Source organism: Paraburkholderia acidicola, assembly GCF_002362315.1.
Lineage (GTDB): Bacteria > Pseudomonadota > Gammaproteobacteria > Burkholderiales > Burkholderiaceae > Paraburkholderia > Paraburkholderia acidicola.
In genome coordinates this window covers 1,289,619-1,311,941 of record NZ_MTZV01000006.1, presented here as the reverse complement: position 1 = coordinate 1,311,941, position 22,323 = coordinate 1,289,619, and the positions used below count along the sequence as shown (strand labels likewise).

General features: G+C 61.6%; 23 protein-coding genes. 8 read left to right on the top strand and 15 right to left on the bottom strand.

The annotated features are described in order from the left end of the window. The first annotated feature begins 277 nt into the window (after positions 1-277). The 3 genes from BWP39_RS24565 to BWP39_RS24555 all read left to right on the top strand — a co-directional run bounded on the left by BWP39_RS24565 (position 278) and on the right by BWP39_RS24555 (position 3,106). Complete coding sequence (locus tag BWP39_RS24565; protein ID WP_096724871.1) at positions 278-985, top strand: response regulator; 708 nt, start codon at positions 278-280, stop codon at positions 983-985. A gap of 118 nt (positions 986-1,103) precedes the next feature. After that, a complete protein-coding gene (locus BWP39_RS24560) occupies positions 1,104-1,901 on the top strand; it encodes an alpha/beta hydrolase (protein ID WP_096724870.1) in 798 nt (265 codons plus the stop codon). An 83-nt stretch (positions 1,902-1,984) separates the two neighbouring features. Beyond that, positions 1,985-3,106: an ATP-binding protein gene (locus BWP39_RS24555; RefSeq protein WP_096726150.1), complete on the top strand. Its 1,122-nt coding sequence runs from the start codon at positions 1,985-1,987 to the stop codon at positions 3,104-3,106. 30 nt (positions 3,107-3,136) lie between these two features. Here BWP39_RS24555 and BWP39_RS24550 read toward each other — a convergent pair whose 3' ends face one another. The 6 genes from BWP39_RS24550 to BWP39_RS24525 all read right to left on the bottom strand — a co-directional run bounded on the left by BWP39_RS24550 (position 3,137) and on the right by BWP39_RS24525 (position 10,273). Further along, positions 3,137-5,530, bottom strand: a complete 2,394-nt coding sequence (locus BWP39_RS24550) for a patatin-like phospholipase family protein (protein WP_207557079.1) — start codon at positions 5,528-5,530, stop codon at positions 3,137-3,139. 264 nt (positions 5,531-5,794) lie between these two features. Beyond that, the gene (locus tag BWP39_RS24545) at positions 5,795-6,232 is read right to left on the bottom strand and encodes a CHRD domain-containing protein (RefSeq protein ID WP_096724868.1); all 438 of its coding nucleotides are present in this window, start codon (positions 6,230-6,232) and stop codon (positions 5,795-5,797) included. A 148-nt stretch (positions 6,233-6,380) separates the two neighbouring features. Beyond that, complete coding sequence (locus BWP39_RS24540) at positions 6,381-7,301, bottom strand: anti-sigma factor (protein ID WP_096724867.1); 921 nt, start codon at positions 7,299-7,301, stop codon at positions 6,381-6,383. Between the two features lie 144 nt (positions 7,302-7,445). Beyond that, positions 7,446-8,339, bottom strand: coding sequence for an anti-sigma factor family protein (locus tag BWP39_RS24535; RefSeq protein ID WP_096724866.1), 894 nt, complete (start codon positions 8,337-8,339; stop codon positions 7,446-7,448). Beyond that, a complete protein-coding gene (locus tag BWP39_RS24530) occupies positions 8,336-8,881 on the bottom strand; it encodes an RNA polymerase sigma factor (RefSeq protein WP_096726149.1) in 546 nt (181 codons plus the stop codon). The genes BWP39_RS24535 and BWP39_RS24530 overlap by 4 nt, the downstream gene beginning before the upstream one ends. A gap of 294 nt (positions 8,882-9,175) precedes the next feature. Beyond that, positions 9,176-10,273 (bottom strand): TIGR03118 family protein, encoded by a 1,098-nt coding sequence (locus BWP39_RS24525; protein WP_096724865.1) that lies wholly within the window; start codon positions 10,271-10,273, stop codon positions 9,176-9,178. 333 nt (positions 10,274-10,606) lie between these two features. Here BWP39_RS24525 and BWP39_RS24520 point away from each other — a divergent pair, with 333 nt between their 5' ends. Further along, positions 10,607-11,131 (top strand): DUF3455 domain-containing protein, encoded by a 525-nt coding sequence (locus BWP39_RS24520; RefSeq protein WP_096724864.1) that lies wholly within the window; start codon positions 10,607-10,609, stop codon positions 11,129-11,131. Positions 11,132-11,171: 40 nt separating this feature from the next. Here the strand turns inward: BWP39_RS24520 and BWP39_RS24515 are convergent, their stop codons facing one another. The 5 genes from BWP39_RS24515 to BWP39_RS24495 all read right to left on the bottom strand — a co-directional run bounded on the left by BWP39_RS24515 (position 11,172) and on the right by BWP39_RS24495 (position 14,880). Then, positions 11,172-11,549 (bottom strand): copper resistance CopC family protein, encoded by a 378-nt coding sequence (locus tag BWP39_RS24515; RefSeq protein ID WP_096724863.1) that lies wholly within the window; start codon positions 11,547-11,549, stop codon positions 11,172-11,174. A gap of 2 nt (positions 11,550-11,551) precedes the next feature. Next, positions 11,552-12,475: a hypothetical protein gene (locus tag BWP39_RS24510; RefSeq protein WP_207557078.1), complete on the bottom strand. Its 924-nt coding sequence runs from the start codon at positions 12,473-12,475 to the stop codon at positions 11,552-11,554. A gap of 101 nt (positions 12,476-12,576) precedes the next feature. Next, on the bottom strand, positions 12,577-12,957 hold the full coding sequence (locus tag BWP39_RS24505; RefSeq protein ID WP_096724862.1) for a DUF2946 domain-containing protein: 381 nt from the start codon (positions 12,955-12,957) through the stop codon (positions 12,577-12,579). Between the two features lie 59 nt (positions 12,958-13,016). Beyond that, positions 13,017-13,817, bottom strand: coding sequence for a family 1 encapsulin nanocompartment shell protein (locus BWP39_RS24500; protein ID WP_096724861.1), 801 nt, complete (start codon positions 13,815-13,817; stop codon positions 13,017-13,019). Continuing rightward, positions 13,810-14,880: a Dyp-type peroxidase gene (locus BWP39_RS24495; protein ID WP_096724860.1), complete on the bottom strand. Its 1,071-nt coding sequence runs from the start codon at positions 14,878-14,880 to the stop codon at positions 13,810-13,812. The genes BWP39_RS24500 and BWP39_RS24495 overlap by 8 nt, the downstream gene beginning before the upstream one ends. Positions 14,881-15,181: 301 nt before the next feature. Here BWP39_RS24495 and BWP39_RS24490 point away from each other — a divergent pair, with 301 nt between their 5' ends. After that, complete coding sequence (locus BWP39_RS24490; RefSeq protein ID WP_096724859.1) at positions 15,182-16,093, top strand: LysR family transcriptional regulator; 912 nt, start codon at positions 15,182-15,184, stop codon at positions 16,091-16,093. Positions 16,094-16,152: 59 nt separating this feature from the next. Here the strand turns inward: BWP39_RS24490 and BWP39_RS24485 are convergent, their stop codons facing one another. From BWP39_RS24485 to BWP39_RS24470, 4 genes are all read right to left on the bottom strand, one after another. Further along, complete coding sequence (locus BWP39_RS24485) at positions 16,153-16,824, bottom strand: peroxiredoxin-like family protein (RefSeq protein WP_096724858.1); 672 nt, start codon at positions 16,822-16,824, stop codon at positions 16,153-16,155. A gap of 217 nt (positions 16,825-17,041) precedes the next feature. Next, the gene (locus BWP39_RS24480) at positions 17,042-17,926 is read right to left on the bottom strand and encodes a PTS sugar transporter subunit IIA (protein WP_207557077.1); all 885 of its coding nucleotides are present in this window, start codon (positions 17,924-17,926) and stop codon (positions 17,042-17,044) included. A 227-nt stretch (positions 17,927-18,153) separates the two neighbouring features. Further along, a complete protein-coding gene (locus BWP39_RS24475) occupies positions 18,154-18,369 on the bottom strand; it encodes a hypothetical protein (RefSeq protein WP_096724856.1) in 216 nt (71 codons plus the stop codon). Positions 18,370-18,391: 22 nt separating this feature from the next. Continuing rightward, positions 18,392-18,685 (bottom strand): hypothetical protein, encoded by a 294-nt coding sequence (locus tag BWP39_RS24470; protein ID WP_096724855.1) that lies wholly within the window; start codon positions 18,683-18,685, stop codon positions 18,392-18,394. A gap of 676 nt (positions 18,686-19,361) precedes the next feature. Between BWP39_RS24470 and BWP39_RS24465 the strand changes: the two genes are divergently transcribed. The 3 genes from BWP39_RS24465 to BWP39_RS24455 all read left to right on the top strand — a co-directional run bounded on the left by BWP39_RS24465 (position 19,362) and on the right by BWP39_RS24455 (position 22,171). Then, a complete protein-coding gene (locus BWP39_RS24465) occupies positions 19,362-21,089 on the top strand; it encodes a S10 family serine carboxypeptidase-like protein (RefSeq protein ID WP_096724854.1) in 1,728 nt (575 codons plus the stop codon). 78 nt (positions 21,090-21,167) lie between these two features. After that, a complete protein-coding gene (locus BWP39_RS24460) occupies positions 21,168-21,539 on the top strand; it encodes an EF-hand domain-containing protein (protein WP_096724853.1) in 372 nt (123 codons plus the stop codon). 293 nt (positions 21,540-21,832) lie between these two features. Beyond that, positions 21,833-22,171, top strand: coding sequence for a hypothetical protein (locus BWP39_RS24455; RefSeq protein WP_096724852.1), 339 nt, complete (start codon positions 21,833-21,835; stop codon positions 22,169-22,171). Positions 22,172-22,323 lie beyond the last annotated feature (152 nt).

Here is a 22,323-nt window from a genome sequence, read left to right as displayed (position 1 = left end):
GTAGCGATGGGCTGGATGCTAGCGACGCGTGCCCCCTGCGGCTGTCGAATTGAGCGCAGAATTGTCGAGTTTTGTGGGGGTGCGCCGCGCAGGCAAGAAGCCTCCGCTAAGCTGTCGCGCCCGACTCGGGGCAACCGGCAACCGGTCTGGCCCGGTATCATGTACGCCGACTGCGCGTTTTCGCGCCGCGCAGCGGCAGTGGCGGATAAGCGCCGTGGTACCAGGCAGCGCGAACCATGCCGGCCTCCGAACCCAGTCAGCCTTGAACGATTCGCCCATGTCTTTCCGGATCCTGCTCGTCGAAGACGACAACCGACTGTCCGCACTCGTCGCCGGCTATCTCAGCAAGCACGGCTACGAGGTCGACGTCGTGCTGCACGGCAACGACGCCGTGCCTGCCATCCTGAAGCGCCAGCCCGATCTCGTGATCCTCGACGTGAACCTGCCGGGCAAGGACGGCTTCCAGATCTGCCGCGAGGCGCGCGAACACTACGACGGCGTCATCATCATGGTGACCGCCCGCGACGAGCAGTTCGACGAACTGCTGGGCCTCGAATTCGGTGCCGACGACTACGTGCACAAGCCGGTCGAGCCGCGCATCCTGCTCGCGCGGATCAAGGCGCAACTGCGCCGCGTGTCGGGCCGCACCGCCGAGGTTGTGAATCAGCCGGATAGCTACACGTTCGGCAAGTTCGTGATCAACCGCGCGAGCCGCTCAGTGATGCTGCCGGATGGCAGCACGCCCGATCTGACCTCCGCGGAATTCGACCTGCTGTGGGTGCTCGCGCGCCATGCCGGCGAAGTGGTTAGCCGCGATGACCTGATGCGCGCGCTGCGCGGTGTCGAATTCGACGGGCTCGACCGGACGATCGACGGCGGCATTTCCAAACTGCGCCGTAAGCTGCACGACGACGCGAGCAATCCACAGCGCATCAAGACGATCCGCAGCAAGGGGTATCAGTTCAGCAAGATCGCGTGGGAGTAGTGGCGACCGCCGCCGCAATATCTGCCCGACAAAACTCGACACAGTCCCCCTCAATTCGACAGTCACGCGCGCGAGGACTCTCTACTATCCGGGCTTCATTGCTCTACAAGCCCGTGTCATGTCCGCCTCCGCCACTCCTGGTTCCCGTCACGCCGTCCTGATGATTCACGGCCTTGGCGGTACGCGTCACGACTTCGGTTCGCTCGACAGGAAGCTCGAAGAAGCCGGCAGCGACGTTTACCTGCCGTCACTGCCGGGTCACGGCTCGTCGCCGGACAAGCTGAACGACGTGAGTCTCGGCGACTACATGCGGCTGCTGAGCCAGACCTACCGTGAACTGTCGACGCGCTATGAACGCGTCGACGTCGCAGGCATCTCGATGGGTGCGCTGCTCGCGCTGATGCTGTGTGCCCGCGAACGCATCACACGTGGCCGTCTGATCCTGCTGTCGCCGCCGCTTTTTCTCGACGGCTGGAGCGCGTCGCCGGTGCAGTGGTTGCGCTATCTGCTGTACTGCGTGCCGGGTCTGCGCAACCTGATCCGCGTGCCGGAGAACGAACCGTTCGGCATCAAGAACACCCGCATCCGCAACCTGATCCGTCGTCACATGAAGAAGGGCAGCGGCGTGCACTATCCGTACGTGCCGCTCGCGGCCATCGCCCAGGTGGACTGGCTGCGTTTCGCAGTCAGGCGCGCGTTGCATCGTGTCGAATGCGAGACGCTGGTCGTGCATTCGGAAGAAGACGAAGTGACGAGCATCCGCTCCGCCGAATTCGTTCGCGACCATCTTGGCACACGCGACGTCACGTTCGTGCGCCTCACCGATAGCTACCACATGATCACGCTCGACAACGAGCGCGACACTGTCGCTGCCCGCACCGTCGATTTCGTGCGGCGCGGGGGTATGCTAGCGTGAGCCGCGCGGGCGGTGACTGGCCGGAGTTGCCGGCGGTTGCAGGTCCGCTCGCCGACACCGAGCCACCCCCGCCGTCCGTGACCATGACTGCCGCCGAGCGAAAACTCTCTGCCTACCGATATTGCAAATGGCGCTGGCTGCGCTTTCGCCGCTCGTGGACCGACACGCGCGCCGACCGCGTCCCGAGCTGGTCGCGTCTCTATGTCCGCGTCTATACGCGGCTGCTCCTGCTTGGGCTGCTGGTGCTCGCCGTGCCGCTGCTGGCGCTGCTGCGCGAACTCGGCGTAGACGTTGTATGGCATGCGCTGCGCGCGCTGCCCGGCGGTGAGACGCTCGTCGCGCTGGTCGTGTTCGGTGCGCCGGCGCTTGCCGCCTACGGCTGGATGCGGCCGGTCTGGGTCGATCTCGTGATGGTTCGCGAACGCGCCATCGATTTCACCGGTGGCCGTTTCAACACGCGTGCACGCGAATCGCATAGCGTGATCATCGGGCCGCTCGCCCGTACGCTGAACGCGCTCGCCATGCGCATGGAGCGGCTGATCGCCGCGCAGCGCGAACTCACCAACGGCATCTCGCACGAACTTCGCACGCCGCTTGCCCGCGTGCGTTTTGCGCTGGAAGTGCTGCGCGAACCGGCATCAGCCGCGGAATACGAAAGCGCGCTGGCGAGCATCGGCCAGGACGTCACCGAACTCGACGAGCTGATCGACATGAGCCTCACGTACGCACGGCTCGAATACAGTTCGCTGCAATCGAATCTCGAACCGACGGTGCTCGCCGCCTGGTTCGACAGCCAGATCAACGATGCGACGCTGCTCTATACGGGGCGCGAAATCGTCGCGCAGGTCGAGATCGATCGCCTGCTGCGCGTCACGATGGACAAGCGTCTGATGTCGTATGCGATGCGCAATCTGCTGCGCAACGCGAGCAAGTACGCGCGTTCGCGGATCATCGTCGGTCTTGCGCTGCGGCATGGCAACGTCGAGATCTTCGTCGAGGACGATGGTGCTGGCATCCCCCAGGAGGAGCGCGAACGCATCTTCGACGCGTTCGTGCGGCTTGATCGACAGACCGGCGGTTATGGTCTCGGGCTCGCGATCACGCATCAGGTGCTGCGCGCGCATCGTGGGCGCATTGTGGTGACCGATCCGCTTACGTTGTCCGGTGCGCGCTTCGAAATGAGCTGGCCGGCGGGGAGTGTCTGAAGCCAGGCGCGGCGACTCGCCGCGCCTGGCCTAGTAGATGTGACCCAGCTGGAAGTAGAGGTTGTATCGCCCACCTGGCGCCACTGCGACACCAAAGTAGAGCGGGCCGAACGAACTGGTCAGGCTGGTAAAGAATGTGGCGCCGAGCTTGAGCGGCCCTTTACCCGCGCCGACCAGACTGTTGCTCGATGCATTGTTATTCCAGACATTGCCCGCTTCGAGGCTGACACCCGCGAAGAGCCCGCGAATCACCGACGTGTTAAACGTTGCGAGCTGATTCATATAGGTAACCTGGCCGTAGTACATCGTGCTGCCGGCGAGCTGATCGGCCGCGTAGGCGGATAGATGCTGGAAGCCGCCCAGGCTAAAGCCGAACGGATTGACCTGGTTGGGGCCACCGAAATCGCTGCCGGCTTCGATGCTCCCACTGAAACTGTGCCGGCCGAAACTGGCGGCAACCAGTCCCTTACCGTAGACCTCGGTGTAGTTGGCGCGGCTGTACGCAAGGTTGTCGTTGTCGTCCGTAATCTCGTTGTTGCTTCCCCCGAGCAGCGACCGTTCTACACGCACTTCGAAGAAGTATCCCTTGCGGGGAAAGAGCGGATCGTCGAGCTGGTCGACCACAAGCCGTGCGTGAGCGTTGATCTGCCGCCCGTAGTAGCTGGAGAAGAAAACCGGTTGCGTGGGGTCGCCGGTCGGGATGTTGTAGACGGAAGATCCATAACCGTGCGCGTACTCAACACCGACCCGGAAGTCGCCGAAGGTCGACAACGGTACGCCCAGATCGAGGCCGGCGCGTTCCGTCTGCTGGTGATACTGGGTGAGCCTGAAATTGATGTCCGTATCGTACACATTGATGTACCGGCGCTCAAAGCCCACGTAGGGCGCAATGTAGTACCCGAACTTGTCCGACAGCGGCTGGCGCACTTCCCCGTGGAGATTGATCAGATCGCTGCCCACCGTTGCATCGACCCGCCCTTCGAGCCCCGATGATGTGATCCACGGCCGGCGGTAACCGACGTGCATGCGGAAGCCGCCTTCGTCGGTGGAGCTGCTCGACAGCCCGAGGCCGAACAGCAGGAAATTCGGTCCCCACGATTTTTCTTTGGCATCGACGATGAGTGTGTGTTGATCGCCATCGGTGATCATCTGCTGCGACACGCTCTCGAAGTCGCCGGCGGTCGTGAGCTTGAGCAGATTCTTGTTCAATGCCGCTGGATCGTAGACATCGCCGGGTTGCACATGCAGCGCGTCACGGATGCGTTTCTCCGGAACCCGACCCGGCGATGCAATCTCGATCTGGGTAATGTAGATCGGCCCCGCTGGGTGAGCGTTGTGCGCCGCGCGGTACTCCGCGTATTGCTGCGGCGACAGCGCAAGATGCTGGAGCGCCGGCAGCGCGGCACGCGCGGCAGCTTCGCCCGCAGCGATCGCCTGGCTCGCGTTCGCGAAGTCGGTAAAGCTCAGCGCACCGAGCTGCGGTTCGACGAGCACATCCTGCGGACCCAGTTGCTTGCGCTGCAGCGCGACGTTCTGATGGATCAGGATGCCGATCATCTGCTGCGCGACGTCGGCGGGCGAGGCAAGTGCATCGAGTGGACGCAGCGGCGAACCGATGTCCACAGCAATCACGACTTTCGCGCCCATATCGTGCGCGGTCTGGATCGGCAGGTTGCTGACGAGTCCACCATCGACGAGCGTGCGCCCGTTCACATCGGCGGGTGCGAACAGACCCGGCAGCGCCATGCTCGCGCGGATCGCGAGTGGCAGCGAGCCTTGATCGAGCGTGACCATCTGGCCGGTGCGCAGATCGGTGGCGATCGCGCGGTAGGGGATCGGCAGTTTGTCGAACGGCTGGTTGGCCGGCACCGTCGCGGTCCAGTCCTGCAGCAACGCCTGCAGACGGTTGCCCTGCACGAGCCCGGCCGGCAGCCTGAAGCCATTGAGGCCGAAACCGAACGACAGGCTGTTCACATACAGGCGCTCGTCTTCGCGCCGTGCCTGCGGCAGATCGGCCCGGGCGATGACATCGAATGCGATGTCCGCGAGATTGACCGACGCGAGGCGGTCCTGCATTTCCTTCGCGGTCATGCCGCTCGCATACAGGCCGCCCACTACCGCACCCATGCTGGTGGCGGCGATGCAGTCGACGGGAATGCGATTTTCTTCCAGCACTTTCAGCACGCCGAGGTGGGCGTAGCCGCGTGCGCCGCCGCCTGATAGCACGAGGCCGACCGACGGCCGGTTCGGGTCGCCTGCGGTGGCGTGGCAGGCGTTGTCGTCGGCCAGCGCGCGCTGGGCAAAAGCGATAGAGCCGAACGCAATCGAGGCAGCCAGCACCCTGCGGGCCGCCGCTCCCCGCGCGTATCGGCGCGAGTGAGCGAGACGGGCAGTTGCTTCACGCGTCGCTTCGTCAAGCGACATCTCTGCGGTTATGTGCGCCGACCGTTGAACCATCTGCTGTGTCAAGCCCGAAGAAAATACGGAAGATTACATGGTTTTCGGGCCTTTAATAAGCGTCGCTGAGCGTTACGCGCGAAGGCGTGTGCCAATCCGTGGGGATTCAGGTGGCGTTCGCTTCGGTGGTGCGGCCGCGCAGGCGCGCAATCCGGCGACGCAGCTAGAGCGTACTGACGTGCTGATGGGTGATGATTGGAGGGCGCCGACCGCACGGCGCCCGTGTGCGCGTTACTTCGCCGATTCGACCTGACCGCGAATTTCACCGCCAGGATTCTTCGCGGTGTGGACGTTGAAATACCAGTTGCCTGCGAGCAGGTCTTTTTCCTGCGCATCGGTCAGCGTGGCATGACCGTCGATCGGGCTCGGCAGATCTTTCGCAGCGATCGGGATCACGACACCCGCGTTCTTGCCGACCGGTGCGGGACCGTGGAAGTGAGCCATCGTCGCGGGGCCGGTCAGATCCGAATAGACGACATGCCACTGCAAGTCTTTCGACGACGTGTCGTAGGTGCCAGTCAACTGGCCGTGACCGTCGCTGGTCTTGGCGGGCACTTCGGATGCAGCCGTCAGGTCCGCGTGCAGGTTGACCGTATCGGCAAGCGCGATGAGCGGTGAGCCGAGACCGAGCGTCAGTGCGAGCAGGGGAATGCTATGGATCAGTTTCATGATTTCTTCCGTGGTCGATGTCGATGAAGGAATTTCTCGTTCGGCTAGTGTTCTGCCGTCCGATTCGATAACGGGCGTTAAACAGGCGTTATTCCATCAAGCGTCGCTTTTCTTTGTGACACGACGTCGGGGCGATGCATGCTTCGTGTTAGCCCGCGTGCGGCACGAGACCGGGCAGGTCAGCGTCGCCGAACAGGGTGTCGACCTGATTTCCTGAGATGCGCTTCGCGAGCGTCGCGAGATCAACCTGATCGGATTTGCCGATCAACGCATAACCGAGTTCGGCTTGCCGCCAGGTGACGACGTTCATGCTGTCGATACGTCGTTCGGCGACGGCCTGGTCCGGCTTCGTCTCCTTCATCACGCACAGCGCCACGGGCGCACCTTGCTGCGGCAGGTAGACGATCTGCACGAGCGCCTTGTCGCCGAAACGTAGCCGTTGTACACGTTTGAACGTAAGGCCCGCGGCGCGCAGGTCGGGAATGTTGACGGCGAGGCCATCCTCGCTGCGAATCTCGTCGAGCGTTTTCTTCGACAGATCGGCGTTACCGTCGACATATTCGAGCGTTTCGCGCGAATAGAGCTGCTGGTAGCCGGCCGCTGCGACGACCCAGGAGCGCGCATTACCTGCACTCCCCACCGATGCCGACTGGAAGCCTGCTACCGCGCCAGGCCCAAGCCGAAGCACCGCGCCGCACACGAACGCACCGGCGACAAACGCAACGGCGAGCCACGCGGGCGCGAAGCGCAACCGCGAACGTACCGGTGTAGCGGTTGTGCTGCCGGGAACCTGCGGCATGACAGGGTCGTTGGCGCCCGGCTGGAGCGTATCGTCTTGCCTGGTCGCTGCACGCGCCATGTCGTCGATTTTTTGCGCGAGCCCGGCCGGCACCGGTGGCAGTTTTTGCTGGGCAAACGCTTCGCGATACGGCAATTGCGAAGCGCGCAGCAAGGCAACCTGCTGCGCGACATCGGGTGACGACCGCAGCGCCTGTTCGATTTCCGCGCGCTCGTGCGCCGGCAATTCGCCGTTCACATAAGCCAGCAGCTGGATTTCGTCCGGTTTCATAAGACGGCGCTATTTCTCTGTGCGGATGGATTCAATGCTTCGCTCTTGGCATCGATGGTCTGATCGATGGTTCCTTACGAACTGAAAACACTTCGGCGCGCGGATTTGTTCCAGCGCGCCGTGGTTATTTTCGAAGGGCGATGTTCAGGCGTCCGGCGATGTCCAGGACCCGGCTGTCGGTCCGGTCGTTGCGCCGAACAACGGGTGGGTGCCGTGCCCCGCAATCTGCCTGCCGATCGATTCGAGGTCGACGCCGCTGACGTTACCGAGCAGCGCGTAGCCCACCTGTGCCTGGCGCCACGTTATCACATGCATCGAATCGACCGTCCTTGCTGCCACCACGGCATCGGGCTTCGGATCGCCGATCACGCACAGCGAGACCGGTGGCCCCTTGAGCGGCAGGTAGACGATCTGCACGAGCGGTTTGTTGTTGAAGTTGAGCCGCTGGATCGCCTTGAACTGCAAACCGGCGCTGCTCAGGTCGGGGACGCTCAGCGCGAGATGGTCCTTCGCGCGGATCTCGTCGATGACGCGTGCCGTACGTTGCGGATCGACCGGTGTATAAGCCACGGTGTCGCGCGTATAGAGGCGCTGGTAGCCCGCCGCGGCGGCCACCCATGGCGACATGCCGTCGCCGCTTGTCCCGATCAGCGGGCCCGTGCGCAGCAGCAGGCCGGCACAGAACGCGCCGGCCACGCACGCTGCGGCGAGCCATACCGGTACGCTGCGCAAACGCGAGCGGACGGGGGCGGTCGTAGCCGTAGGCGACACATTGGTGGTCCGATCGGCGTTCGCAGCCCCATGCGTGGCCCGGTGTTGCTGGACCAGCGCGTCGATGTTCTGCGTGAGCGATTCAGGAACCGGCGGCAGTTTCTGCGCGGCGAACGCGGCCCGATAGTCGAACTGCGATGCGCGCAACATCCTGACGAATTCAGCGGCTTCATCCGAACCGGCGACGAGCGTTTCCACTTCGGCACGCTGCGTCCCCGACAGTTCACCGTCGACATAAGCCAGCAGTAAGGTTTCGTCGATTGTCATGCGATCGAGTCCTTACGTTGGGTCGCGCCGCGCGGTACATCATCGCGCGTGGCGAATTGCGCACCGATTGCCTGGCGAGCCCGCGACAGCCGGCTCATCACCGTGCCGATCGGGACTTCGAGTGCATCGGCGGCTTCCTGATAGCTCAGACCTTCCACGGCCACGAGCAGCATCACGACGCGCTGCGCTTCGGGCAGACGCGCCACGGCATCGATGATCTGCGCGTTCATAGCCTGCGTTTCCGGCGTTTGTCCGCTCGGATCGGCAATGTTTTCGAGGAAGTCGTCGTCCCATTCCATGCTGGAACGCTTGCGCACGCTACGGGCGCGCAACTCGTTGATCCAGGTGGTGTGAACGATCGAGAACATCCAGCTGAGCGGTGCGGTATCGGGCTGCAACTGATGCGCCCGCTCGAGTGCCCGCACGCAGGCGCGCTGCACCAGATCTTCCGCATCGTGCTGGTCGCCGGCAATGCGTAGCGCGAACGCCCACAGCCGCGGCAGCATCTCGGGAAGCATGCTGGGTAAATCTGCACCGGTCATCGACGTGTCTCTCCAGGGGGCCTGATGCGCCGTCATCCGGTCTTGTGCAAGTGCGTGCGCTTTTGCCGGCATGACGTCGATTCGCGAGTTTAACGTGAGACCCGTGTTCTTGCCTGGCGCCGGGGCGACGCGCGGGCGGCATCTGTCTGGAGGGATCCGAAGAGGGATGGGCGTAGTGATGCCTTTTTTGCGGATACGACGCAGGCCGGAGCAGCGGGTGACTGTGTGGCCTGCGTCGTGTTGCTTTCATGAAGCCGACAGTGGGCTGTCGGTCTGCCTGTTTTTTGTGGAGTGTTACGGTGTCACGTCCAGGCGACCGTACACACCGGTTGTCGGCGTCGGACCCGCAGCGAAGAAAAGCGTGTTGAGCGGCTGGTTGTCGACGTTGTTGCCGAACGCCATACCCCAGATGCCCGGTTGCCTGAACGTCGAGCCGCTGGTGCTGGTCAGCGCACCGAGGAACTTGCCGGAGTTCGGATCGAATGCATCGATCGTGCCGTCACCGAAGTTGCCGACGAGCAGGTCATTGCTCGCCGCGCCGAAATTGGCCGGCGCGATCACGAGTCCCCAAGGCGAATTGAGCGTACTTGCGGTGGCGATGCGTTTGACGAAGTTGCCGGCGGTATCGAAGGCATCGACGACACCGTTACCCGCACCGTTCACCTGCGTGTGTCCATCGGGACCGAGCAACGCGTAGCTGACGTACACCGTGCTGCCGATCGCAGCGATGCCGAACGGTGACAGGCCCGCAGGCAGTTGCGGATCGACGAACTTGCCGGTTAGTTGAACCTTGGTGAAGGACTTGTCGAACACGTCGACTTTCTTGTTGTGGAAGTCGGTCGCGTAGAGCAGGTTCGCCCCCGCGTTCGCGCCGATCGCAAGGCCCTTGTAGACCGCTGCGCCCGCACCGTCGTCGTAGGCGTTGACGGCTTGTGTGGGCAGGACCTTCGGCGACCATGCCGCGATCGTGCCGGCGTCGGTAGCCCACAGGAACACGGCATTCGCTGCAGCGCCGCCGTTCGCGCTGATCGCGAAGTCGGTGCTCTTGTTGAACACGATGCCCGTGGGTCCCGCTGCCTGGCCCGCGGCATTCGGTGCGATCGTCACGACGAGCGACTGCACGACGCCGTTGCCGTCATACAGGGTCGACTTCTTCGTGTTGTTGTCGGACACCCACACCACACCGGTCGGATTGAACGCAATGCCCCAGCCGTTTTTCAGATTCGGATCGATGTTCGCTGCGGCAACGCTGCCGTCGGACACGAGCGTCGTGGCCTTGAATTGCGCCGGCATGGTCGGCGTCGAGCGGTTGTCGCTGCTGCCGCACGCGGCGAGCGTGGCTGCCGTGATCGTGCACAGTGTGACGAGTACTGCGTTTCGATGCAGTTTCATGGTGAATTCCCAGTGAATGGATAGTTACGCGGTTGCTCTGAAGCGATGTCTCTGAGTCGCTATCGGAGAGATGAGCCAACGCTATGGGTCGCAACGATCCGAGTGATCGGCGGCTTGTGCTGCGATTACTCGGTCGTCCTGTGCAAAACGTGCGGCGAAGCGGTTTATTCCGCGTTTATCGCAGGGATGTTTTCGATGAATTTTTGTTTTGGAGTGCGCGGTTTTCTGCGTGTTGAAATAGTCGATCGGCGATGGAATAGTTGCGGTGTCCCGGCTGTTATGCAGGAGGAACACAATCCCGCGTGCCATGTGGTTCATATCAAGGTGATAGTCATGTTCAGGAACAGTCTGGTGTTGGGTGTCGCAACCGTCGTCGGTATGTCGGTGTTGAGTGCGTGTACAACGATGCCGGCTACTTCGACGGCGGCCGCGCCTTCGATCGATCCGCCGGCGCAGGCCGTGCATGCGATGACGCTGGTGGCATCAGGTGTGCAGATCTATTCGTGCGAATACGATGCGCAGCATCGTTTGGGATGGGTGTTCAAAAGCCCGCAGGCCACGCTGTTCGATGCGAGCGGCCACGCGGCGGTCCGGCATGGCGCGGGGCCATCGTGGGAAGCGGAAGATGGTAGCCGTATCGTTGGGCACGTGATGGCGCAACGGGCTAGCGATACGCCAGCGAGCGTGCCGCAACTGCTGCTCGAAACGCATAGCACGTCGAGCAGCGGCACGCTGTCGGACGTGCGTTATGTGCAGCGTGTGAAGACCGTCGGCGGATTGATGCCGACGGCTGCCTGTTCCACTGAGCACCAGGCAGGCAGCTCGCCCTATCTTGCCGATTATGTTTTCTATCGATAGGGTCCGACTGCGGCTGCCGTGCACATGAGAGGCGTGTCGGCTACTTCACCGTGAACGTGTAGTGCCCCTGGGTGCGATGTCCATCCGCGGCGACTGCGACCCATGCGACTGTATAGACGCCAGGCGTCAATGCGTTCAGACCCACCGACATGTGTTTCTGGTTCGATGGATCGACGGTCGCTTTGCCATTCGTGACCGCCTTACCTTGCGCATCCGTGACGGTGATCGAACTGAATGCCGGTTCGAGGCCATCGTCGAAATCGATCGCGATATCTTTCTGCGTACTCGATACGGTTGCGCCCGCGCCGGGCACCTGGTGGGTCGGATACGCGTGCGCGTGGGCCAGTTGCGCGGCGCCCAGCAGCAATGCAGCGACGAGGGAGCGCGCGGTGGTCAGGTTTGAATAGAGAGTTTTCATGATCAGAAGAGTGGTTTGCCGAGTGAGTTAGGGAAGATGTCGTCGAAGTACAGGTGAGCCTCGAGCAGCACGCCGACATGATTCCCGCTCGCGCGATTGGCGGGAATCTGCGCTTCGATGCCGAACTGGCCGTAACGGTTGAGCCACAACACACCGGGGTTGATCGTGCCGGTGGTGTGGCCCGCGCATGCACCGGCCGTGCAGGTGCTCATCGGGAATTCGACGACGGGAATCAGGTTGCTCAACGGTTGCGGCAGCCCGAGATCTTTCACCTGCGATTGCAAGTAAGGGATGCTGTATTGCAGTGTCACGCCCCAACCGAGCGAATTCGGCCCGTTATCCGACGACGCCGTCGTCAGGTTCGGACCGATCTGCCCGGTGATTGCAAACGGCCGCAGATAACCGAGACTCGCCGGCAGGTCGCCAAAGCCCTTGCCGAAATAGGCCGTGGGCGTGAAGGTCGAATACGAATTCGCAATCGACCTTGCACCGGTCCCACCAATCTCCGATTCGAGCCCGATCGACGCCATGAATTCGTGCGCCGCATTTGCATACACCATGTATTTGACGCCCAGCGTCACGTTGTCCCAGCCTTTTACCGAGCCACCGTCCGGTGCGTTCTGGGTCACGTAGTTGCTGGCGACGCTGAACGCGAGGTTCTTCGTGATCAGCTTGTCCCACTCGTACGAGACGGTATTGACGTTGATCGTGTTGCCGTTGTCGTCGGTTGATTTGATGTGACCGAACTGCGTGTCGAATTCGTCACCGACGCCGGGATCGTCCACTGTGAGCGTAGCGGGAAAGACGCGGTCGCCGACTACCGCGTGCGCGGATGCTGCCGGTGCGGTGACGAGGTAAGCCGCTGTGCCGGCCATCATCAATGCCGTGCGCGCAGGTGTGATGTGCCGCTTGAAAAGCGTGCGCATGAAGGGGTTTCTCCTGTTGTCCTGAGGTGTCGTTCCGCATGCGCAGAACGACGGGCCGCTATTGCGTGTGCAATGCGGCGAGTAAGTACGACAAGACGGGATCAGGAGAAAGCCGGAGGGGCCCTGGGCTGGGCCGCGGTGTAGGCGAGAAGCGGGCGGACTTCGTTTTGAACCACCCGCACGAGCGCTGGTGCTACCGAGCGGCTCGCTGCAAACGAGGTGGTCGTTCCAGGCAGCACCGGCAGATGCGCGAGCAAACCGCAATACGCACAGGCCTGCCAGTGTAGTGCGGCACCGTGCGCGGGAGGGTTGCCTTGTGGCGACGCACTGGCGCTCGTGTCCGCCGAGCAATAGGTGGCGAGCGCCTGCCCCAGTCTGTCGTGTGCCGCGAGCGCTTGCGAAATGGTCGGCGCAAACGTGCTCATCAGGATTGCAAGCAATCCGAGCAGGCTGCCGAGTTTCAGAAGGCGGATGCGTGACATGCGGCTCGCGGCACGAAGGGACAACGAAGTGCGCCGATTATGCCACGCGATTATTGCGATCAGGTGCGGACGATGGCCACCGATGCTTCGGACGTCAGCAGCAGGAACGTGAACGTTTCCTGCAGGTACAAACGCACGGTTTCTTCGGTGTGGCTGAGATAGCCGATCGACAGGTCCTGGCCGATATGCAGTTCGAAGTCGCCACCGCGTGTGGACAGCACACTGCCGCCAGCGATGGCGGGCGCCCAGATCACTTCGCCGTCAACGAGCCTGCGGATATGCGCGAGTACCGGGTAGCCTTGATCGCTGGCTTCGCCAAGCGCCGTGTAGGCGTCCGCACCGAGCAATACCGAGTAAGGACCGTCGACACCGGCAAGACGCAATTGCTCGAGCGCCTTCGCAATGGCCGCCGGGTAGTCGCTGACTTCGGCGGGCAGCGTCAGGAGCGGATTCGACGAGCCTTCACGAATCCCCACGATGCCCGCGGCCTTGTAGCCGTCGAAAATCGCCTGGTCTTCGGAATAGGCGAGTTGCGTTGCGGCGTCTTTCGCCGGTTGCCAGTCGGAATCGTTCGCGCCGCGCTCGACGTCATCGACTGCTTCGCGCCGCAACTCGAACGGCACGCGCAGTTCGACGACGGCCTTGACCTCGCGTTGCCGCGCGGTCATGCCTTGCAGCGGCGCGGCGATATTGATCTGATGGCCGGTGCCGACCGCCGCGAGCGTCGAGCCGCCAGGGCCCTTGAAATCGACCACACGCCGGCCCGCAACCGAGCGCCTGAAGGTTCTGGCCACTTCCTCTTCGATCTGTTCCCACGCCTCGGCGGAGATAGGGGCTAGCTCGCGATGCAGATTATTCATGACCGGATATTCCTTTGAGAGAACCGATGTTGAGCGATCCGTTGTCGTTCTGCACGGATGGCGAGGCGGGATTAGCGCTGTCGGGCGCGGAGGTTGCAGCGGGTTGCCCGCGCTCCGCGAGCGCTTCGAACAGCGCTTGCGACGGCACGAAGAACAGACCACCAGTCACCGCGCGGCTAAAGTCGAGCAGACGGTCGTAGTTGCCGGGCGGGCGTCCGACGAACATGTTTTCCATCATCTGTTCGATCGGCTGCGGCGAACGTGCATAGCCGATGAAATACGTGCCGAACTCGCGGGAACCGGGCCTGCCGAACGGCATGTTGTCGCGCAGGATCTTGACCTCTTCACCGTTCTCGTTGAGCGTGGTGAGCGAGCTGTGCGACGAGGTCGGTTTGATCGAATCGTCGAGTTCAATGTCGGAGAGTTTCGTGCGCCCGATGATGCGTTCCTGCGCTTCGACCGGCAGTGCGTTCCAGCCATCCATATCGTGCAGATATTTCTGCACGATGACATAGCTGCCGCCGGCAAACTCCGCGTCTTCGTCGCCGATCACGGTGAACGCGACGGCTTCATCGCCCTCGGGATTTTCAGTTCCATCGACGAAACCGACCATGCTACGCATGTCGAAATTGCGGAACCCGTGCACTTCGTCGACCGTCGTCACTGCGGTGCCGAGACGCCCCAGCAGTTGCGTGGCCAGTTCGAAGCACAGGTCCATGCGGTCCGCGCGGATGTGCAGCAGGAGATCGCCAGGCGTCGACACGGCTACGCGGTCGCCCGAGCCGAATTCGCGGAACGGATGAAGGCCCGCCGGGCGCGGTGCGCCGAACAGCGTGTCCCATGCGGTCGAGCCGAAGCCGCACACACACGACAAGCCGCCTCCCGGGACGCGTTTGCCTACGGCCCTGACCAGCGCCGCGACGTCCGCGCACCAGTCGCGGACAGTCTGATGACTGTCGGTATCAGGCGCAAGGGTCGCCACGATGAAGATCGCGCTTCGCGTGATGGGCACGGAGACAGCTTGAGGCGCAGAGGAGGTTCCAGATGCCGGGGTGTTGTTCATCGCGTGGGAACGTGGGGACGTGGGAATGGGGGTGCGGGGTTCGACCGAATATAGCTTAAACGGCAGAAAAAAGCCGCTCGGTGCGCAACGAGGCGAACATCCTGGCATGTACGTGTGACGTTCGTAAAGTGCGTACTCGAAACGCCTGTTCATCGGATGTCGCTGAAACACGATCAACTGTCGCAGCTTCTCCGGCACCTTGGGCGCTACTCCCGTCGAACTCCGCGTGGACGAAGGTCGCGATCACCACCGCGATTTTCAATGCTACCGTTGAGCCTTCATTCAGCAACGAGGCCCGGATATGGACCGCATGACAGCCATGGAAACGTTTATTGCCGTCGTCGAGGCGGGCTCGTTCTCGGCCGCGGCGCGACGGCTCGATGTGGGGCAGCCGGCCGTATCCAAGTCGATTGCGCAGCTCGAGGAACGGGTCGGTGCGCGATTGCTGTTGCGTTCAACACGCGGGCTTAACACAACAGATGCGGGCCAGCGCTTCTACGAACATGCCAAGGTTGCGATCGACGAAGCGGAAGAAGCGGAGCACGCGGCAAGGCAATCGTCGGAAAGCCTGTCGGGACGGTTGCGTGTGTCGGCGGCCGTGACGTTCTCGCGCCTGCATATTTTGCCCGCGCTGAAGCGCTTTCTCGATGAGCATCCGCAACTCGAGATCGACATCGTGCTCGACGATCGCAACATCGATCTGTTCGAAGAGGGCATGGACGTGGCGCTGCGCATGGGCGCGCTTGACGACTCCGCGATGACGGCGCGACGCATCGCCCGCAGCCCCAGGTTCGTCGTCGGTACGCCGGCCTATTTCGCCGAAGCGGGCATGCCGGCGACACCGGCCGACCTGAGCGGGCATCAAGCCATTGTGTATTCGCAGCGCGGTGGTGGCGAGTCGTGGTCGTTCAGCCAGAGTGGCAAGGAAGTCGCTGTGGTGGTGTCGGGCAGGGTGCGCGTGAGCGCGGCGGAAGGTATCCGCACCGCCGTGCTGTCCGACATGGGCATCGCCATCGCTTCGCAGTGGATGTTCGAACCCGAGCTGGCCGACGGCACCGTGCGCGCGGTGCTGACAGACTGGCAATTGCCGCCTATAGACCTATGGGCTGTGTTTCCTTCGGGACGGCGCGTCACATCGAAGGCACGTGCATTTGTTGCTTTCGTCGAAAGCGTGTTGTCCGGTGCGCCGCAAGCTGAAACCGATATTGCGTGATCGTCGGCCTGCGGCGCACTGGAAGTGCGATGGTGCGGCTCGTGGAGAACGAGATCAGTTCACGCCATCTGCGTGAGCTTTTTCAGAATCGGCAACATCTCGGACGGATCGGGACGATGGGTGTAGTCCGGGTTCACCTCGGAGTAGGCAACGATGCCATCCGTTCCGATGACGTAGCGCGCGGGCATCGGCAGTGTCCAGCCCGGATCGCCATTGATCGCAGGCAAATCGTTTTTGAGCTTCGTGTAAAGCTCGATCAGATAGTCGGGCATTGCAAAGCGCAGCCCAAACGCGGCTGCCGTATCGTTATGTGTATCGCTCAGCACCGGGAAACGCAGTTCGTTGACGCGCACCGCCTTGCGGCTGTTGACTTGCAACTGCGGCGAAATCGCCACCACGTTAGCCCCGTAGCGTTGCAGTTCAGGCAGCGCTTCGTTAAGCGCCTTGAGTTCGAGGTTGCAATATGGACACCAGACGCCACGATAGAACGTCACGACAAGCGGGCCTTTCTCGAGTAACCCGGCCAATGAAACCTCGTTGTCCTCCTGGTCTCTCAAGCTGAAGTTCGGAGCGCGATCGCCGGCTTTCACGGCGCGGCTCGCCTGGCCGGTTGCAATGAGTTCGGCGGTTGCGCGTTCCATGATCGGATGGATGTCCGCTGGTGCGTTATACGGCGGCTTGCCTGCCTTGAAGTCAGCCTTGAAAGCGTCGAGTTTGTCCTGAAGTGACATGGTGTTCTCCGATGAAGTCTGGGGTAGATGTCCGCTACTGCCAGCCGTCACTCGAAGAGGGAGTCCGCCAGCGAACCGGTTTTCGGTTGCGGCGCTTGGGTGACTGTGCAGTTCGGCATGACTGCATGATCGGAGATGGATGAAACGGGCGGTAGGCAGGCGTGGGGCATAACACCCATTCCTGCGCGACATACCGGGAACATGATTACGTACGGATTTATCGGCCGGCTACACCGTTCGCAGCATCGTCGAGCACGCAATAACCGGTGAAAAGCTGACACACGGCTCGCGTGTCGACACAGGCATGCAGCTGTTCGCGGAAATGATGATCGCAGAAGTGCCGCGCAACATCGGCCAGTAAACGCAGATGCGCGCTGTTCGCCCATTGCGGCACCAGCAGCACGACCATATCGGTCACAGGGTGACCGTCCGGTGCGTCGAAGGAAATCGGCGTGGCGGGGCGCACGTACAACGCTAACGCATGGCGCAGCCCCTTGATCTGCCCGTGTGGCACCGCCACACCCTGACCCAGTCCCGTCGAGCCCAGTGCCTCACGCGTCTGGAGACCCGTTGTCACCGCTGCCGCCGACAGCCCGTGGTGCTGCTCGAAGAAACGGCCCAGTTCGACGAAGAGCGCTTGCCTGTCGGCTGCTTGCAGTCCAAGCAGCACATGGTCCTGGGTGATCAATTGCGCGAGTGTGTCCCCGCCCTTTTCGTTGCTCGCGGTGCTATCGATGGGCTGAACGGGGGTGTCGTCGCGTGGCGCCTCGGCATGCATGAGGCCGCGCCAGACGCTCGTCGGTGTGTCGGGCACTTCCAGCAGTTGTCCCAGTTCGGCGGCTGGAGCCAGGTGCGCCACGCGCTGCAGTGCGCCGCTCACCGCAGTTTTCGGCAGATAGAGCGAGAGCCGCACGCGGCCCGTTCCAGGCAACGGTGCGATGCGGATGGTCCACGGCTGATCGGCGCAGTCGCGGATCAGTGCCTGACGTAATGGCGTTGCATGCTGCTCGTCGAGCGTCACATGAATGATCACGTTACGGCTTGCCGGGGGACGCGCTTGCGGTTGAAGCGGGGTTTTGCGGGTTCCGAGGAAGGTCCGCATGCCTGTCATCGGGCGTGTCATATCACCACCGGTTTCGATTACATACTGTCAGGCTACACAAACCGGCATTAAGGTGGAGTAAAAATCGCGCTCGACCTTGCACTGGGTAGCGTTGCAAGCCGGTTCATCGATGGAGCACGTTATATGTACCAACCGCTTTTCCAGTCGCGCTCACCACCGGCAAACGCGACTGGAAAAGCGGTCGAATACAGTGTCCAGACATACCCTCAAAGGCCGAGCATGCGCCGGGCCTCGACTTCGGCCAATGCCAGGGCGGCATCGACACTACGCATCGGGCGCCCACAACCGCGTCCGGTGACTCGCTGAATCGTTTTGTCCTGGCGCGTGGTCGTTACCCGCACTGCGCCCTTGAACATCTGGCCTGGAGCCGGGAGAGCACAGACCTCGACGGTCATGTTTCCCTTCGTTTGTTTGAATGCCATAGCCACATCCTTGCTCGATGGTTCAGTGTGCCGCACCGTTGATCGCCAGTCCTGCCGGTCGCGCTTCAAAACGGTACTGGAGATGAGTGGGATAGTGCGGATCGACTTCACGCACCAGCCGATCGATTTCCCGTCGCAGTTCGTCGGAGCCTTCGACGCCGAGTACACGCGTTGCCCGCGCAATCCCTTCGCCGAACTTCTCGACCATCAGCGCTGCGAGCGCTGGCGTATCGGCACCGCGTGCCACATCGCTCAGGCGATGTTCTGCGTAAAGCTGGAGTACCTCGATCAATGCATCGATATCGCGGTTTGTCATCGTGTTGGCGGCCCCGTCTGTTTGTTATGGCATTGGAGCGCAACAGGTACGCGGTTGTCGAAACCCTCGCGCACCGCATCCAGCACTCCGTATCAGATCATCCGATCCATCACCACACACTCATTTCAGCACACGCCACGTCAAGAAGCCGTAAAACTGCCATAGTCGCGTGCAAAGAATCTGCTAATGCGGTGCAGCACACCGACGCCGCATTTGAGTATTGCCGCAGCATAAGATCTTCTTGACGTTCCAGATCGCCGGCCTAATATTGCGCATGTAATTCTTCAGAAAAACCAGAGACGTACCTAAGCGCAGGGTGAAGTGATATGCCCGCGCCCTTCAGGGCGGTGACGTTGGCCACCCGCAATCTGTATCCCCCATATTTCCTCGCAAGACATCGTCGCGTCACAGATAGCTTTCGTTATGCCTGTGCTGTCGGCGTATCGGGCAGGATTCCAGATTACATGGGGACGTGTCATGCATTCCGGTAGGCGTCGCAGAAGTCTGTTCTGAACTGAAACCGTGGCACGCACCACGGCACAGGCCATTCCGGTCGTGAGATTGCCGGTTGGCGCCCAGCAACGGGTCATGCTGGGTGTGGCGGCAGGTCCGCAATGTAGCGGGCCCGTGTCGACACGAGTGCGGTGGCATGCCATTCACAAGAAAGGACAACAAGATGAAAGCAGATCGTCATTCGAATGTCAGCTTTGCTCCGCCAATACTTCGACGATTCATACGCACGGTAGCGCCCGCGCTGACGCTAGCCGTCGGTGTGTGCGGGATCGTTCTCGCGCCGCCCGCGGCCTATGCTTTTCCGCCCGATCAGCCGTACGTGGATAACACGGCCTATGCATTTGGTGCCACCGATGGTCTCGCGGCATCGACCGTGAGCGAAAAAGCCGCTGTGGCTTATCACCAGTTGACCTACAAGCAGAGCGGCAGGCGGGTCGACTACACCACCACGACCGGGCATCTGACTGCAACCGATGCGAACGGTAATCCTGAAGCGTCGATGTTCTACGTTGCCTATGTCGCGAAGAACAGAGGACCGTTCCCGCGTCCGGTCACGTTTTTCTACAACGGCGGTCCGGGATCTTCATCGATCTGGTTGCGGCTGGGTTCGTTTGCGCCAAGCAGAGTGGCAACGCCCGATCCGTACACGACCGGCTGGCCGAACTTCCCACTGGTGGATAACGAAGAGAGTCTGATCGATACCACCGACATGGTCTTCATCGATCCTCCCGGCACCGGATTCTCCGAAGCGGTGTTGCCCAACACCAATCAGAATTTCTGGGGTGTCGATCAGGATGCCGGCGTGATGCGCGATTTCATCCTGCGCTATCTGGCGGTCAACCCGCGGCCCAATTCGCCGATCTATCTGTACGGCGAATCGTACGGCACACCGCGTACCGATGTGCTCGCGCCCTTGCTGCAACAGGCGGGGGTAAAGCTAACCGGGATTGTCCTGCAGTCATGCATTCTCGACTACAACGACCAGTACCCGAGTACGTCGGATTTGCAGCGTGCTACCGACTACACGGTGTCGCTGTTGCCGGGCTACGCCGAAGTGGCTGCATTCTTCGGACTGGTCACGCCACCACCGCCGTTTGGTGTGCAGGTGACACCGCCGCTACCGTGGCTGCGTAACTTCGCGCAGATGATGCGCGACTTTTCGACCCGCGATTACGCGCAATTCCTGCCGTACGGTCCGACCTTCCTCGGTCTGGCGAATCCACCGGTATTCCCGACGCCGGCGGTGTACTCGCAACTCTCGGCGGAAAGCACCGTCAACGTCAGTGCGCTGACCGCTTACCTCGGACCGAATCCGCTGAATACGGCACTGATACCTGGCTACACCATCGGCGGTTACGATGGTCGCGTGTCGGCGGCGAATAACAGCCCGATTATCGCCAGCGATTCCGATCCGTCCGACGCACTGATGTCCACACCGTTCCCGCTGATCCTGAACCAGCAACTCCCCAACTACCTGAAATACACCGCGCCGAACACGACCTACGTGACCTTGAGCGACACCGCCAACGAGAACTGGGATTTCAGCCATGGTGGCCTGGCGGAGCCGGACACGATCCCCGATCTGCTGGCCGCGTTGACGCTGAATCCGCATCTCAAGGTGCTGGTTGAAAACGGCTACCACGATCTGGTCACGCCATTTTTCATGACGGAAAAAGATCTGGGGCGGTTGAAGAGTGTGAAGGGCATCCATCCGGATATCCAGGTTACGCACTATGCCGGCGGTCACATGATTTACCTGGAAGACACTTCACGACCGCACATGAAGCGCGATCTGGTGAGTTACTACTATGGCTTCCCGATCGAAGGCGCGATGCGTTTCCACCAGTTGCCGAAACCCTGGTCTGACCAGCCTCCTGCCGGCACGCCTTAAGCGCTGGCTGCTGTTTGTGGAACCGGCGTCGATGACGCACGGAACGACTATGATCAAGGAAGGCACAAAGGAACTGCGATGAAAAAGGCACTTTATCTGATGGTATTTGCACTCGGTGCAATCGCTGGTGCGGCCCAGGCCAGCGATGTGACCCAGCCCTCTACCCGCGTGGTCAAACACGGTGTGGATGGCCCGTTCTTTCCTGCTAACAGACCCCTCACACCGGCACCGGTGGCGTCGACCGGCGACGCGTTGCAGGGGCAGGCAATGGCGCGTCTGAAAACGAATTTCGATGCCGCCGCTGCTACCGGCAACGGTTCGTTGACCCAGCAACAGGCGCAGAAGAGTCGATTGGGTTATATCGCCAACAACTTCAGCCAGATCGACGTCAACAAGACCGGTAAGGTCACCTTCGACGATGTGAAGCGTTATCTGCAGTCGCAGCCGTAATCGACCGGCTCCCCGCTGGGGAGTCGATTTGCAAGAAGCGCAGCCCGATACACCGGGCTGCGCTTTTTTTACGACTTCTCTGTACGCGTACCCGGTCTCGTCCACTCGTCGCATTGCCAATCTTCGTAGTACTAGATAGGCTCATGCAGTTTTGTCACGCAAGGAGGAGACGGACTGCCATCTCGATTTAGCATGTTTCTCAATAACGCGGTAACGTCTGCCGGCCGTGCTTGCACGTACAGGGCAAGTCTGTTGAAACAGCGACGAAACCCGCAAGCAATCGCAGGTAAGGAATGGTTATCAAAAGTCTCAAGATTTTCACTGGCATCGGTGTATTTATCATTCTTGCGTGGATCATCGCGACAACCCGTGTGCCGCGGGCGCCGACGGCTCAGCCATGCACGCAGGAATGGTTTTCATACCTGGACAAGAACTACTTCGATATTTCAGATGGAGAAGGGCACGGTCCGGACGTGGGCAGCGGAGAATGGCTCGGTGCAGTAGAGGTAAAAAGCGGACTTCCACGGCAGAGTCTCCTTCCCATGCAGCAGCGGTGCCAGTTGATCCAAAGCCAGCTTGAGCGCCGCACTTACATCGTCAATCATGATCTCCGCCGGGCAATCTCATTTTGAGGGTGCCTTGACTTCACACTTCGTGCCCATTTAAGGGAAGAAGCCTGGCCAGCGGGTAGCGGCCAGGCGGCTGGAACAGCGCAATTCGGGATAGGTGGGGCGATTGTGGCAAGCTATGGCGAACGCCGGATGCGTTTTTCGCCACGCCTCGC